Origin of the sequence: Sulfuricaulis limicola (assembly GCF_002355735.1) — a bacterium.
GTDB classification, from domain to species: domain Bacteria; phylum Pseudomonadota; class Gammaproteobacteria; order Acidiferrobacterales; family Sulfurifustaceae; genus Sulfuricaulis; species Sulfuricaulis limicola.
On the sequence record NZ_AP014879.1, the window covers coordinates 725,499 to 738,691 of the forward strand.

The window sequence follows — 13,193 nt, forward strand, 5'->3', positions numbered from 1 at the left end:
GGACTGCCCGCTGACATGAAGAAGCGACTGCGCCAGTACGTCTTTCATATCGGTCGCGTGACATGGCACGTGAGCCGCTGGACCCTGTACCTGGCGGCGGTGCTACTGGTGCTGTTGACGATCGTTTTCATCGTCGCGCGTTTCCTGCTGCCGATGATCGCCGGGCAGAAGCAGAATCTCGAGGAGTACCTGAGCCAGCGTTCCGGACACCAGGTACGCATCGAATCGCTGAGTGCCCACTGGGACGGCCTGTATCCCGGGGCGCAGGTGCGCGGATTGCAGGTATACGTCGCCGACGCTGCCCGGCCCGCGATCCGGCTGAGCGAAGTCCGCCTGAGTCTGGCGCTGCTGCCCCTGCTGTGGGGCAGGATCGAAATCAACAGTCTGGTGGTGGTGAATCCGAGCCTGGCGCTGGAGCGGCTGCCGGACGGCCGCTTCCGCATTTCCGGTTTCGACCCGCTCGCGCCGGTCGAGCGCGGGCAGGACGAGAAGTTCGTCGGCTGGCTGTTCCAGCAGGGGCGGCTGGAGATCGAGAACGGCGAGCTGCAATGGTTCGATCACCGCGAGGCCGGCCCGGCGCTGCGCCTGGCGCAAGTGAACCTGAGTCTGCGCAACAGCGGCGACCGGCACCGTCTCGGATTCAGCGCCAGGTTTCCGGACGGGATATGCGACGAATGTTCCCTTGCCCTGGACATCAGCGGCAATCCGCTGACGTCTCCCGAATGGGATGGCGACATCTACCTGCGCACCACGCAAATCAATATCAGCGCCCTGCCATTGATCGCGCGCGAAAAGCTGCCGGACACCTTGCGCGGGAAATTTGCGCTGCAACTGCGGTCCGAATGGGACGAAGGGCGTCCGGTTTCGGTCGGAGGTTCGGTGAAGGTTTCCGGCCTGCGCCTGCCGGTCCCGGGGTGGGAAACGCCGCTCGGGATTCGCGAGGCGAGCGGGGACCTGAGCTGGCGCACGACCCGCGAAGGCTGGCGTCTCGACGTGGCCAATCCGCTGTTCGGTCTGGAAGGCCCGGCGTGGGCGGGTGGCCATTTGCGCATCGTGCGCCGGCCGGAGGCGAGTGAATTCCATATCAAGCACGTGGATGTGGGTGATATCACCGGTTTCGTGACGCGCCTGAAAGGTGAAATCGCCGAGAGCGCGAAAAATATCCCGGGCAATGCGGCCGGACTGTTTGATGCCTGGCTGGCGACCAAACCCGACGGGAGTGTCGAGAATTTCAGCCTGCGCCTGCAGGGCGACTGGATGTCACCCGTGGATTATTCCCTGGATGCGGATATCAAGGATGGCACCGTGCTTCCGTACCAGAAATATCCAGGCGCACGCGGTGTGAGCGGTCATCTGTCCCTGTCGCGCAACACCGGGAATTTCCGGATCGATTCGATCGGCATGGATCTGTCGCTGCCGCAGATATTCCGCGCCCCCCTGGCCGCCGAACGCGTCAACGGCGACCTGAGCTGGGAGAAATTTGCCGATTACTGGCTGGTCAAAGGCAACCGTCTGCGCCTGTCCGGCGCGGACGGCCGCGGCACCGGCAAGCTCAGCCTGCAACTGCCGCACGACCATGACCTGTCACCGGTGCTGAAACTGCGCGTCGATTTTCAGGACGGCAACGGCGCGCACGCCGCGCGTTATTATCCGGCGTCACATCTGAAACCCGCGACGCTCGCCTGGATGGAGGGCTCTTTCATCGCCGGCGACATCACCGAAGGCTATTTGGTCTACGACGGACCCATACGGGATTTTCCCTTTCGCCATGGCACCGGAAAATTCGAGCTGCGCGGACATGTGCGCAACGGCATTTACCGTTTTCTTCCCGGCTGGGAGCCGGTGAAGCAGGCGGAAGTGGACGTGACCATCGACGGCTCCGAGGTAACGGTGGTTGGCGGCGGGAAAATCGGCAAGCTCGACGCCACGCAGGTGGTGGTGCAATCACGCTATTCCGGCGCGGACCATCATATTGTGCATGTCGGCGGCAAGGTAAGCGGCGCGCTCAATGAAACGCTGAATGTATTGCGCGCGGCAAAGCCCGAACCCGGCAGCGCGCGCTGGCTGGCCTACCTGCCGTCCGGTTTGCAGGGATCGGGCGCGGGCATCCTCAGTCTCGATATCACGATACCGCTGGCCGATGTGCATTCCACCGCGCTCCAGGGAGAGTACCGGTTCATGAAAAACACGCTGCGATTCGCCGGTTCGCCGGCGGCGGATGCCGTCGAGGGCAGCGTGCGTTTCACGCAGGCGGGCCTGCACGAGGGCGCCCTGCGCGCGCGTTTCCTCGGTGGCGAGACCGTGCTGTCCGCGGCGCAGCGCGAAGGCCGGTTGTTCGTGCAGGGCCAGGGCGCCATCACGGCTCAGGGTCTGGCGCCCGTGATCGGAACCCGCATCGCCGCGCGTCTCGGCGGCGCCGCCAGCTGGTCCGGCACCTGGCAGGACAAGGGCAATACCGGCGAATTGCGCGCCGAGGCCGATCTGCGCGGCCTCAAGGCCTCGCTGCCCGCGCCGCTCGACTTTCCGGACGGACTGCTGGACGACAAGCTCGTGGTCCGGACCGAGTCGGCCCGTCCCGATCATATCCTGCTGGCGCTCCAGGGCGGCAACCGCGTGAACGGCAGGATTGCCCTGGCGCGCCAGACGCAGGGCTGGGATTTTGCCGGCGCGCGCATCAACTTCTCCGGCGCGCCGGCGACGGCGCCCACAACCCGTGATGTGTACATCAGGGCCGATCTGGCGGAAGTGAATGCCGACCAGTGGTTGCCGCTGCTCGGCGAAAAAACGACCGATGCCCCGGAATTTCTCGCGCGTGTCAGCGCCAACGTGAATGCCTTGACCCTGTTCGATCGCCAGTTCGGAAAACTCGCCATTGATTTTTCCCGCCGGCGCGATATCTGGCAGGGCACGGTCCATGGCGCCGCCGTGGCCGGTTCCGTGAATTTTTCCGGCAAGGGCCCGACGTTGCGATATGAAATGGACCTGGCACACCTCAAGTTGCCGGACGCGCAGCACAAACGGAGCGACACTCCGACGGATCCGCGCCGCCTCCCGGCGGTGGTGTTGCGCAGCAAATCCTTCGAGTTGCGCGGCAAATCGCTGGGCGAACTCGATTTCCTGGCCGCACCCGACAATGACGGCTGGCGCATCGAGCGCTTCAACCTGGCGCGTCCCGACATGAAACTGAACGCCAACGGACGCTGGGATTTCGACGGCAAGAACCACGTGAGCCGGTTCAATATCGAATTCAGCAGTCCGGACATGGGCAAGACCATGGAGGCATTCGGTGCGCCGGATCAGCTGGCCGGCGGCGAGGCGCAGGTCAAGTCGCAGCTGTCGTGGTCGGGATCGCCGGCCAATCCGCAACTCGCGGCACTGAGCGGCAAGGTCGACGTGTCCGCGAAGAAGGGTCGTTTTCTGCAGGTGAAATCGGGCGCCGGCCGCCTGTTCGGTCTGCTCGACCTGAGCGCCATCGGCCGCTATCTCACTCTCGACTTCACTCCGGTGTTCGGCAAGGGACTGATCTATGACCGTATCCAGGGCGAGATAAAAATCGAAAAGGGCAATGCCTATACCAGCGGTTTTTCCATCCGCGGGCCGGCGACCCAGCTCGACATCGGCGGCCGCATCGGACTGGCGACGGAGGATTTTGATCTGGCGCTGGAGCTGCAGCCGAAAATCAGCGATACCGTGACGATCGCGACCTGGGGCGTGCTGGGGCCGCAGGTGGCGGCGGCGGTGCTCGCGGTGCAGAAGCTTTTCAAAAAGCAGATCGCCGCGGGTACCCGCATCACCTATGTGGTGAAGGGGCCGTGGGACAATCCGGTCATTACCAAACTGGTCAAGGGTGAAGCGTCCAACGCCCCCACCGAGCCGGGAAAAGCGGGTGATGAGGCCGGGGTTCAGTGATATTCTAGCGGCATGCTGCGGATTTACATTTTGCACCCCGGGTTTCCGGTTTCCCTGACGTTCATCACGGATATTGTTCGTTCCCCTGCCGGACGCGCGAAGGGTTCGCGCGCGGTGACGCCATGACGCAGCTGGCAGCGATACAAATGACGTCCGGACCGCGGGTGCCGGACAATCTCGAGGAAGCCGGGCGCCGCATCGCCGCCGCCGCCGCGGCCGGCGCGCGGCTCGTGGTGCTTCCGGAGAATTTCGCGCTCATGCCGCTCGACGACGCCGACCGCCTGACGGCGGTTGAAAAGGACGGCAGCGGCCCCATTCAGGAGTTTCTGGCGGCGCAGGCGAAACAACACCGGCTCTGGATAGCGGGGGGAACGATCCCTCTGGCCGCGAACGATCCCGGAAAAGTGCGCGCCGCCTGCCTGGTATTCAACGACCGCGGCGAGCGCGTGGCGCGTTACGACAAGATTCATTTGTTCGATGTGCAACTGGATAATGGCGAGACCTACCGTGAATCGAGCCGATTCGAGCCCGGCAATGAAGTCGTCGTGGTCGAGACGCCGTACGGCAAGCTCGGGCTCGCCATCTGTTACGATCTGCGTTTCCCCGAGCTTTTCCGGCGCCTGCAGGAGCAGGGCGCGGAAATTTTCGCCGTGCCCGCGGCTTTCACCGCGCACACCGGCAAGGCCCACTGGGAAGTTCTGGTACGGGCGCGCGCCATCGAAAACCTGGTTTACGTCATCGCCGCGGCGCAGGACGGCCGCCACGTCAATGGCCGCGAAACCCATGGCGACAGCATGATCGTCAATCCCTGGGGAGAAATCCTGGCGCGGCTTCCGCACGGCGCGGGCCATGCCATGGCCGAGTGCGATCTTGCGCGTTTGCAGGAAGTGCGCAGGAATCTGCCGAGCATCCGGCACCGGAGACTGAGTTCATGAGCGAAGGCATGCTGACACTGGCTCGCCGGTCGCTGCTGGAACCCGCCGGCCTGGGCGAGACCGAGCTTTCGCGCCTCATGGGCCAGCTGATGTCGGGCAGCGTGGATTACGGTGATCTGTATTTCCAGTACAGCCGCCACGAATCCTGGTCGCTGGAGGAAGGCAAGGTCAAATCCGGCAGCCACAGCATCGAGCAGGGCGTGGGCGTGCGCGCGGTCGCCGGGGAGAAAACCGGTTTCGCCTATTCCGATGAGATCATGCTGCCGGCGCTGCTGGAGGCCGCCGGCGCGGCGCGCGCCATCGTGCAGCAGGGCGCACAGGGGCGCGTGCCCGCGGCTTTCCGCGGCGAAGCGGGGCGGCAGCTTTACCGCCCGGACGATCCGCTCGCGAGCCTGCCGGATGACGCCAAGGTAAAATTGCTCGAGCGCGTCGAACAAGCGGCGCGGGCGCAGGACCCGCGCGTGAAGCAGGTCATGGCGAGCCTGGCCTCGACGCATGAAGTGGTGCTGGTGGTGCGTTCCGACGGCGTGATCGCCGGTGACGTGCGCCCGCTGGTGCGGCTCAACGTCACCGTGATCGTGGAGCAGAACGGCCGGCGCGAATCCGGCAGTCACGGTGGCGGCGGGCGTTTCGCTTACGACTATTTCAACCAGGAAGACCGGGCGCTGTCCTATGCGCGCGAAGCCGTGCGCCAGGCGCTGGTGAACCTGGGGGCGGTGGAAGCGCCGGCCGGCACCATGGCGGTGGTGCTCGGCCCCGGCTGGCCCGGCATCCTGCTGCACGAGGCCATCGGCCACGGACTGGAAGGCGATTTCAACCGCAAGGGCACTTCTGCGTTCGCCGGACGCGTGGGCGAACGCGTGGCCTCCGAGCAATGCACCGTGGTGGACGACGGCACCATCCCCGACCGGCGCGGTTCGCTCAACGTGGACGACGAGGGCACGACCACGCAGAAGACCGTGCTCATCGAGAACGGCATCCTCAAGGGTTACATGCAGGACACGCTCAACGCACGCCTCATGAAGGTTGCGCCCACCGGCAACGGCCGGCGCGAATCCTACGCGCACCTGCCGATGCCGCGCATGACCAATACTTACATGCTCCCCGGCAAATTTGATCCGAAGGAAATTATCGCTTCCGTCGACAAAGGACTTTACGCCGTCAATTTCGGCGGCGGGCAGGTGGACATCACCTCAGGCAAGTTCGTGTTCTCCGCCTCCGAGGCTTATCTGATTGAGAACGGCAAGATCACGCGTCCGGTCAAGGGCGCGACCCTGATCGGCAACGGACCCGACGTGCTCACGCGCGTGTCCATGGTCGGCAGTGACCTGCAGCTCGACCCGGGCGTCGGCACCTGCGGCAAGGAAGGCCAGAGCGTGCCGGTGGGCGTGGGCCAGCCGACGCTGCGAATCGACGGCCTCACGGTCGGAGGGACGCAGGCATGAGCACGGCGATCGTTCCCAGTCCTGCGGTGGCGGACCAGCAGACGCGCGAGCGCCTCGCCAATGTCGTCGCGCAGGTGCTCGCGGAAGCGAAAAAATCCGGCGCGAGCGCGGCCGAGGCCGGGGTGAACATCAGCCAGGGCCTGTCGCTGACTGTGCGTCTCGGCGAGGTCGAGACCGTCGAACACACGCGCGACAAGGGCATGGGCGTGACGGTTTATTTCGGGCAGCGCACCGGCTCGGCCAGCACCACGGACTTCAGTGAACAGGCGCTGCGCGAAACCGTGCGCGCCGCCTGCACCATCGCCAAATTCACCGCCGAAGACGATTGCGCCGGACTGGCCGATCCCGCGCGACTGGCGAAAGACATTCCCGACCTCGATCTGCATCATCCCTGGAATCCGGGCACGGAACGGGCCATCGAGCTGGCGCGCGCCGCCGAAGCCACCGCGCGCGGGACGGACAAGCGCATCACCAATTCCGAAGGCGGCAGCCTGTCCACGCATGAAGGCCTGGAAGTCTATGGCAACAGCAATGGCTTCCTCGGCACCGTGGCGAGCACGCGCCACAGCCTGTCGGTGAGCGTAATCGCCCAGGACGAAGCCGGCATGCAGCGCGATTACTGGTACAGCGTGGCGCGCGACGCGAAAAACCTGGAATCCCCGGAAACGGTCGGACAGCATGCCGCGCGCCGCAGCCTGCGCCGGCTCGGCAGCCGCAAGCTGTCCACGCGCGAGTGCCCGGTATTGTATGAAGCGCCGATCGCCGCCAGCCTGCTGTCGCATTTCGTCAGCGCCGTGCGCGGCACCAGCCTCTACCGCCAGGCTTCGTTCCTGCTGGACAGCATCGGCAAGCCGATATTCGCCGATTTCGTGCGCATCCACGAGCAGCCGCATCTGAAAGGCGCGCAGGGCAGCGCCGGGTTCGACAGCGAGGGCGTGGCCACGAAACCGCGCGACCTGATACGCGACGGGATTCTGCAAGGCTACGTGCTCGACTCCTATTCGGCGCGCAAGCTCAAGATGCAGACCACCGGCAACGCCGGCGGGGTGCACAATCTCACCATCGATCCCGGCAAGGAAAACCTGGAAGGATTGCTACGGCAAATGAACACCGGCCTGCTGGTGACGGAACTCATCGGCTTCGGGGTCAACATGGTTACCGGCGACTATTCCCGTGGCGCTGCCGGCTTCTGGGTCGAAAACGGCGAGATTCAGTACCCGGTGGAGGAAATCACCATCGCCGGCAATCTCAAGGACATTTTCCGTCGCATCAAGGCCGTCGGCAGCGACGTCGACACCCGTGGCAATATTCGCAGCGGTTCGATATTGATTGAAAATATGACGGTGGCGGGGAGTTGAGCTAGATATTTTTTACCGGAGGAGTTTGTCGGATGGATAGCCGTGGTCTGTCCCCTGTTGTCTGTTATGTCGAACTGTAGAACAGTGTTGCTGGCTATTGTTGGTACAAGTATGTGTCTGTGCATCTGTGGTTGCGGCGTCTCAAGTTATACATATCTTGTCAGCACCGAAAGAACAGAGAAGGATCGCACCCATCTAAGTGCGGTTGAGAAAATGGTTGGAAGAAAAAGGTCACCAACCGGGAGAATAGCGGCCGGTGGTGTTGATGTTTTGGTTCAACCATCCAACGCCATCAGGATTTCGCAGCAGACAAGACACATCCTCCTTGTCTTTAATTCTGTCCACAAAATAAACCAGGAAGAATACAGGTTTCCACCTTTCTACTATGAGAACAGTGCGCTGGGTACTCGTGACCCCTTTATAGTTGAGTTTCTGTTCTCAACCGGAAACCATGAAGCCATCTTCAACGCGATGGCAGTGGTTCTTGAAGACGACAACGGTAGCAAGCATCATCCGGTAAGCGTTTATGCCCTCGTGCCAACGCCAGTGCATCCTAGGATGTCGTTTTATGATCGGGCTATATCGGGGCGTTCATCATTTCTATGCGGAATACCAGAACCAGACGCGGATTTGGCCTTCCATCAGGGGCGCCCCACTGTTTTAAAGAAGTACGAGCACAAGCCAGCCGATCCGGTGCCGTTGGGAAAGGGAGGGCTCTATTGTTTCGCAGTTAAATTTGGTATCCCGCCGTTGGACCCGCGCTCAACTTTCACCATTACGATAAACGGCCTGAGTGTTGACGGACAGAAGGTGCCTGTGCCGGGCATCTCCTTTGTGCCTGATGCCTACATTGATGTGACACCCTAGTTTAGAGGTCTGGCAGTGCCTGTTTTTGAGTAGAAGAGCGCACCTCACGGAAAAGGACGGCACAATAACCGAGTCACACAACGAAAAACCGGGTCAGAGAGGAATTTCCTCTTATATTCTAATCAGCTAAAGTGGCGCCACGATAATAACGCCCAGACCAGCGAACCATGCCCCGCAAACCTCGCTTCACCCTGCCGGGTGATCTTCAATCCCGATGCAGTCGTGGACGGCAGTACACACCCATGTGCCAAGTACCTTGGATGTGGCGATTAATGACGGTGTCACGCTTTATATTGGCCTTGGTCGTTCTGTCACTGTTGTCGCTTGCGGCGTGCGCTGCTCCAATCGTCAAGGTGTCATCGGATAAAGCGCTGCTTGAGAATGAGGTCGCACGCCTTCCCTCCGTAGCACGGAGAAATTTAAACATTGCGATTAAGATTGATGCACCAGATATCGGGATCGCCCGCGAACCTCAAGGAGCGGGCGCACCGAGATTCCTTCACGTGCAGTACGCAGCGCGGACAATGGTTAAAGAGGTGGCTGATGCAGAAGTTGCCCGATGGTTCCAGCGCTCGAACGAGGCCGATCCAGTGGTTACCTTAGAATTACGGATACACGATGTGGCGTTCGATAGACTTACCGACGTTACTCAATGGCGGGCAGTGATAAGCACAGAAATTGCTGTACGAGCGCACGATTCAAGTTACATTTACGTTGATAGTTTGTTCTCTTCTGGCGCTCAACGCGGAGAATGGATCAAGGATTACATTGGCATTGGATCCGAGAAACATCCACCTGAATACACCCGCCTGATCTACCGCACCCTCCTTATCGCCCTCGACAAAGCCCTGGCCGACCTGGTGCTGCGCGTGCCCGAACTGCGCGATAAGAAATAATAATAGAACCGCAAAAACCGGGTCAGAGAGGAATTTCCTCTTATATTCTAATTCGCTAAAATGGCGCCACGATAATAACGCCCAGGCCAACGAACCATGCCCCGCAAACCCCGTTTCACTCTGCCGGGTATACCTCAGCACGTCATCCAGCGCGGCAACAACCGCGAGCCTTGTTTCCTGGCCGAGGAGGACTATCGTCGTTACCTGGAAGACCTGCAAACCTGCACCGAGAAATACCATTGCCGCCTCAAGAAGAAAAACCGGGTCAGAGAGGAATTTCCTCTTATATTCGAATCAGCTAAAGTGGCACCACGATAATAACGCCCAGACCAGCGAACCATGCCCCGCAAACCCCGCTTCACCCTGCCCGGCGTACCGCATGCCGTATTCCGCCATCGTAACTTATGGGGCGTTGCTCGATGTACCTCTGTCTGTTCAGTTGGCGGTGGATCGATCTAAGTGATTGTGTGCCGGATTCAGACATGTTCGTTAGAGTCTTAAAAGTAGCTCTTCTGTCAGTTCTTTTAGTAACATCGTCATTGTCGTGCGCGACGGTTTCGCCGCATCAGAATTTTAAGAACCAATTGCAGAAAGCAGTAGGAACCAATATAGACGATGCCTACCCAGGTTCTTGGAGATATCGTCGAGATCCCATCGAAGTCAGAACGCTAAAAAATGGAAATGTAGAATATACATATCTGTATATGCGGGGACGTTCATGCAAATTTATGTTTGAAGTTAATCCATCAACCAGCATAATCGTTGGTACTCGCTTTGAAGGCAAAGAATTTGATTGTGTAATTAATCCTTAAGCAATAATAGGGGACAGACCACGGTTTCTGATCTATAAGTAAATTATTGCTGCTATTGGAAACCGTGGTCTTCCTCTCATTTGCATTTTATGGATCAATCCAAGAAAACGTTTGAGGACATGCGCCGGGAAGCGCGGGTGTCTGCCTCTGCACGATGGTCACGGAAGGAACTCGCGCAGATCGCCTTGTTAAAGGATGCACATCAGGAAACGATAGCACCGCTACTGCATGATTGCCCGGTGCGGTCGTTGGCGAGCGGCGAAGTGCTGCTCCGCGCCGGTGAGCCCTGTCAGGCGTTATATATGGTACTGAGCGGGCGGTTGCGGATGGAGGGTTCGTCCTCGACGATTCCCGACATGTTTGTTCGAGCCGGGGACAGCATTGGCGAATTATCCTTGCTGAAGGATGCGGTTATCGCGTCTACGATTTCGGCCACCGAGCCGACGCGCTTGCTGATTATCGACCGCCATGTTGCCTGGGGGTTGATCCGCGCGTCGCACGAAATCGCGCGCAATTGGCTGTCGCTTCTCGCGGAACGCACGCGAGTCAGGGGGCTTATCGCCGGAAACGAAGAGCTGAAGACCTCCCATGGGCACCACACATCACATGATGAGCGCACCGGACTGTACAACCGGCACTGGCTGGAGTCGACGCTGCCCCGCCAGATTGCTCGCAGTACCGCCAGCCATGCGCCGCTGGGATTGCTGCTCGTTGAAATCGATGGTTTCGCCGATTACGTCGCTCGTTCCGGGCCAGCCGCGGGAGATAAAGTGTGCCATGCCGTGGCCCAGCTGTTAGTCAACAACTTCCGGCCAACCGATCTGGTTGTGTGTTACGGCGCCGCGCAGTTCGCCGTGGTGTTGCCCGACACCAACGTGGCAAACGCATGCGTCGTAGGTGAACGGGTACGGCACGCGGTAAATCGGGCGGGAGTGATTATTCCTGGCGAAAGCGCCTCGCTTTCCCTGACGGTGTCGGTCGGCGCCACCGAGCTGCAACCCTCCGTCGATGCACCAGCTTTCCTCGCTGCCGCCGAAGCGGCATTGCAAATGGCCAAAACCAGTGGCGGCAACCGGGTCGGTATGCAGTAACGGAAAAACCGGGTCAGACCACGGTTCCTAATCTGGAAGGGAAAAAAGCCGATAATCAGGGCAGATGCATCAAATTCAAGCAGCCCTGAAGCGAAACCCAATTTGTTATCAGCAGAAAAGTGAAATGAACCTCCCGGCGATTCAGCACCAAGGTTACTCAACAAATGTTGAGCACGTCGCGAACAGTAAAAATCACTGTTTGCTTCACCGGATTTTATGCTCGCTGGGCGCATTGATGCTCGCTCTGAGTCTCGCCGCCTGCCAGGGCGGAGGCGGTAGCGATGGCGGTAGCAGTAGCGATTCTGCTGCAAGTGCGCCGACACCTGATACTAGGCCACCCTCGGTTCCCACGGGCCTCACGGTCCTCATCGTTTCCTCGATCGCCTTCAATGTCACTTGGCAGCCAGCCACCGACGATGTCGGGGTCATGGGCTATCGGCTTTACCGTAACGGCGTTGAGATTGCTGCGCCGACAACCGCGCCATATCAGGATACGAACCTTGTGTCCGGCACCACTTACCGCTATGCGGTCGCGGCCTTCGATGCGGCGGGCAACGTTTCCGCGCGATCCGCCGAGATTGCCGCGACCACGTCCGCGCTGCCCGATACCACGGCACCTGTTGTCTCGCTGACCGCGCCCGCCGCTGACGTAGTGGTGAAGGGAAGTATCACACTTGATGCCAGCGCGACTGATAACGTAGGTGTGGTGGGAGTGAGTTTTTTTCTGGATGGCGTGGTGCTTGGGAGCGAGGACACGGTTGCACCCTATGCTCGGACTTGGGACACCACCGCGGTGGCCGAAGGTACGCACTCCCTCAAAGTGCGGGCGCGTGATGCCGCCGGCAATGTCGCCGAGTCCGCCGCCATCACGGTCACTGTCAAAAACACCCTTGATCCGGTGCACTTTGTTGCTACGGGGGACTATGGCCGTACTGCCAATACCGACAAGGTATTGGCCCGGATGAGCACCCTTTTTCAGACGGACAACATCGCCTTTCATCTGGGCATCGGCGATCTCAGCTATGGGTTGAACGGCCAGGAGTCCGCGTGGTGCACTTATATGCGTACCGGCATGGGCGGCAGCGTTCCCTTCGTGCTACTTACCGGCAACCACGAGGACGACCGTAGCGCGAACGGCTATATCGGCAACTTTATCAAACCACCCGACTGTTTCCCCGATCCCGTCGGCGCTACCGGAGTCTATGGCGCGCAGTATTGGTTCGATTATGCCGGACAGATTCGCATCATTATGATCGCACCCGGCCTTCCGGTATTCGGCAAGACCTATCGGTACCGCGCGTCCAGCACGGAATACCAGTGGCTCGCGCAGACCATAGACGCCGCGCGTACCGCTGGCATCCCCTGGGTGATCGTGGGCATGCATATGAACTGCCTCACCATGGGCGTCAAGGGTTGTCACGAACTCGATCCCGGCGGGAGCGGGGCGGACGACCTTCTGAACCTGCTTATAGCCAAGAAGGTGGACCTCGTGCTGCAAGGGCACGACCATACCTATCAGCGCAGCAAGCAGCTTGCGCACGCGCCCGGTTGTACAGTCTTGCGGGGGGATTACAGTGCGACCGGCGGCGCTCAGGCTGTCTACAATTCTGCCTGCGTGGCCGACGATGGTGCGGATGCAGCCTACCCGAAAGGAGCCGGTACTGTCTTCGTGATTTCGGGGCTGGGCGGTGACGATATTTATGCCGTGAGCGAATCCGACGCGGAGGCTCCGTACTTCGCAAAATGGATGGGGGCTGGCAGCGCGGGTGCGGGTTTCGGGTTCCTCAACATCACCATTCAGGGGAACCGGCTCAGCGGAGAGTTCCTGCCGGCAGAGGCCGGGCGGTTCACGGATTCATTCACGATCGGGCAGTAGAGGT

Annotated in this window: 9 protein-coding genes; all 9 read left to right on the forward strand. The window is 60.6% G+C overall.

Going from position 1 to position 13,193, the window contains the following annotated elements; all coding sequences use genetic code 11:
• Window positions 1–15 precede the first annotated feature (15 nt).
• The 9 genes from SCL_RS03615 (at window position 16) to SCL_RS03650 (ending at window position 13,189) form a co-directional block, all read left to right on the forward strand.
• Window positions 16–3,909: a YhdP family protein gene (locus SCL_RS03615; protein WP_096359959.1), complete on the forward strand. Its 3,894-nt coding sequence runs from the start codon at window positions 16–18 to the stop codon at window positions 3,907–3,909.
• Between the two features lie 122 nt (window positions 3,910–4,031).
• Window positions 4,032–4,844 carry a carbon-nitrogen hydrolase family protein gene (locus SCL_RS03620; protein WP_096359960.1) on the forward strand — a complete coding sequence of 271 codons (813 nt, stop codon included), beginning with the start codon at window positions 4,032–4,034 and terminating at the stop codon, window positions 4,842–4,844.
• Window positions 4,841–6,289 carry a metalloprotease TldD gene (tldD, locus tag SCL_RS03625; protein ID WP_096359961.1) on the forward strand — a complete coding sequence of 483 codons (1,449 nt, stop codon included), beginning with the start codon at window positions 4,841–4,843 and terminating at the stop codon, window positions 6,287–6,289. The genes SCL_RS03620 and tldD overlap by 4 nt, the downstream gene beginning before the upstream one ends.
• Window positions 6,286–7,647 (forward strand): metalloprotease PmbA, encoded by a 1,362-nt coding sequence (gene pmbA, locus SCL_RS03630; RefSeq protein ID WP_096359962.1) that lies wholly within the window; start codon window positions 6,286–6,288, stop codon window positions 7,645–7,647. The genes tldD and pmbA overlap by 4 nt, the downstream gene beginning before the upstream one ends.
• Window positions 7,648–7,860: 213 nt before the next feature.
• Window positions 7,861–8,514: a hypothetical protein gene (locus SCL_RS03635; protein WP_148664966.1), complete on the forward strand. Its 654-nt coding sequence runs from the start codon at window positions 7,861–7,863 to the stop codon at window positions 8,512–8,514.
• Window positions 8,515–8,786: 272 nt separating this feature from the next.
• Window positions 8,787–9,410 (forward strand): hypothetical protein, encoded by a 624-nt coding sequence (locus SCL_RS13960; protein WP_172425908.1) that lies wholly within the window; start codon window positions 8,787–8,789, stop codon window positions 9,408–9,410.
• Between the two features lie 96 nt (window positions 9,411–9,506).
• Window positions 9,507–9,728 carry a hypothetical protein gene (locus SCL_RS13965; RefSeq protein WP_148664968.1) on the forward strand — a complete coding sequence of 74 codons (222 nt, stop codon included), beginning with the start codon at window positions 9,507–9,509 and terminating at the stop codon, window positions 9,726–9,728.
• A 583-nt stretch (window positions 9,729–10,311) separates the two neighbouring features.
• Window positions 10,312–11,313: a GGDEF domain-containing protein gene (locus tag SCL_RS03645; protein ID WP_148664969.1), complete on the forward strand. Its 1,002-nt coding sequence runs from the start codon at window positions 10,312–10,314 to the stop codon at window positions 11,311–11,313.
• A 64-nt stretch (window positions 11,314–11,377) separates the two neighbouring features.
• Complete coding sequence (locus SCL_RS03650) at window positions 11,378–13,189, forward strand: Ig-like domain-containing protein (protein WP_096359966.1); 1,812 nt, start codon at window positions 11,378–11,380, stop codon at window positions 13,187–13,189.
• The last annotated feature ends 4 nt before the right edge of the window (window positions 13,190–13,193 follow it).

What these genes read in the sequence shown, in the direction of transcription:
- pmbA (WP_096359962.1), top strand. Translation starts at nt 6,286, where the DNA reads ATGAGCACGGCGATCGTTCCCAGTCCTGCGGTGGCGGACCAGCAGACG.
- SCL_RS03635 (WP_148664966.1), top strand. Translation starts at nt 7,861, where the DNA reads ATGGTTGGAAGAAAAAGGTCACCAACCGGGAGAATAGCGGCCGGTGGT.
- SCL_RS03620 (WP_096359960.1), top strand. Translation starts at nt 4,032, where the DNA reads ATGACGCAGCTGGCAGCGATACAAATGACGTCCGGACCGCGGGTGCCG.
- SCL_RS03615 (WP_096359959.1), top strand. Translation starts at nt 16, where the DNA reads ATGAAGAAGCGACTGCGCCAGTACGTCTTTCATATCGGTCGCGTGACA.
- SCL_RS03645 (WP_148664969.1), top strand. Translation starts at nt 10,312, where the DNA reads ATGGATCAATCCAAGAAAACGTTTGAGGACATGCGCCGGGAAGCGCGG.
- tldD (WP_096359961.1), top strand. Translation starts at nt 4,841, where the DNA reads ATGAGCGAAGGCATGCTGACACTGGCTCGCCGGTCGCTGCTGGAACCC.
- SCL_RS13965 (WP_148664968.1), top strand. Translation starts at nt 9,507, where the DNA reads ATGCCCCGCAAACCCCGTTTCACTCTGCCGGGTATACCTCAGCACGTC.
- SCL_RS03650 (WP_096359966.1), top strand. Translation starts at nt 11,378, where the DNA reads ATGCATCAAATTCAAGCAGCCCTGAAGCGAAACCCAATTTGTTATCAG.
- SCL_RS13960 (WP_172425908.1), top strand. Translation starts at nt 8,787, where the DNA reads ATGACGGTGTCACGCTTTATATTGGCCTTGGTCGTTCTGTCACTGTTG.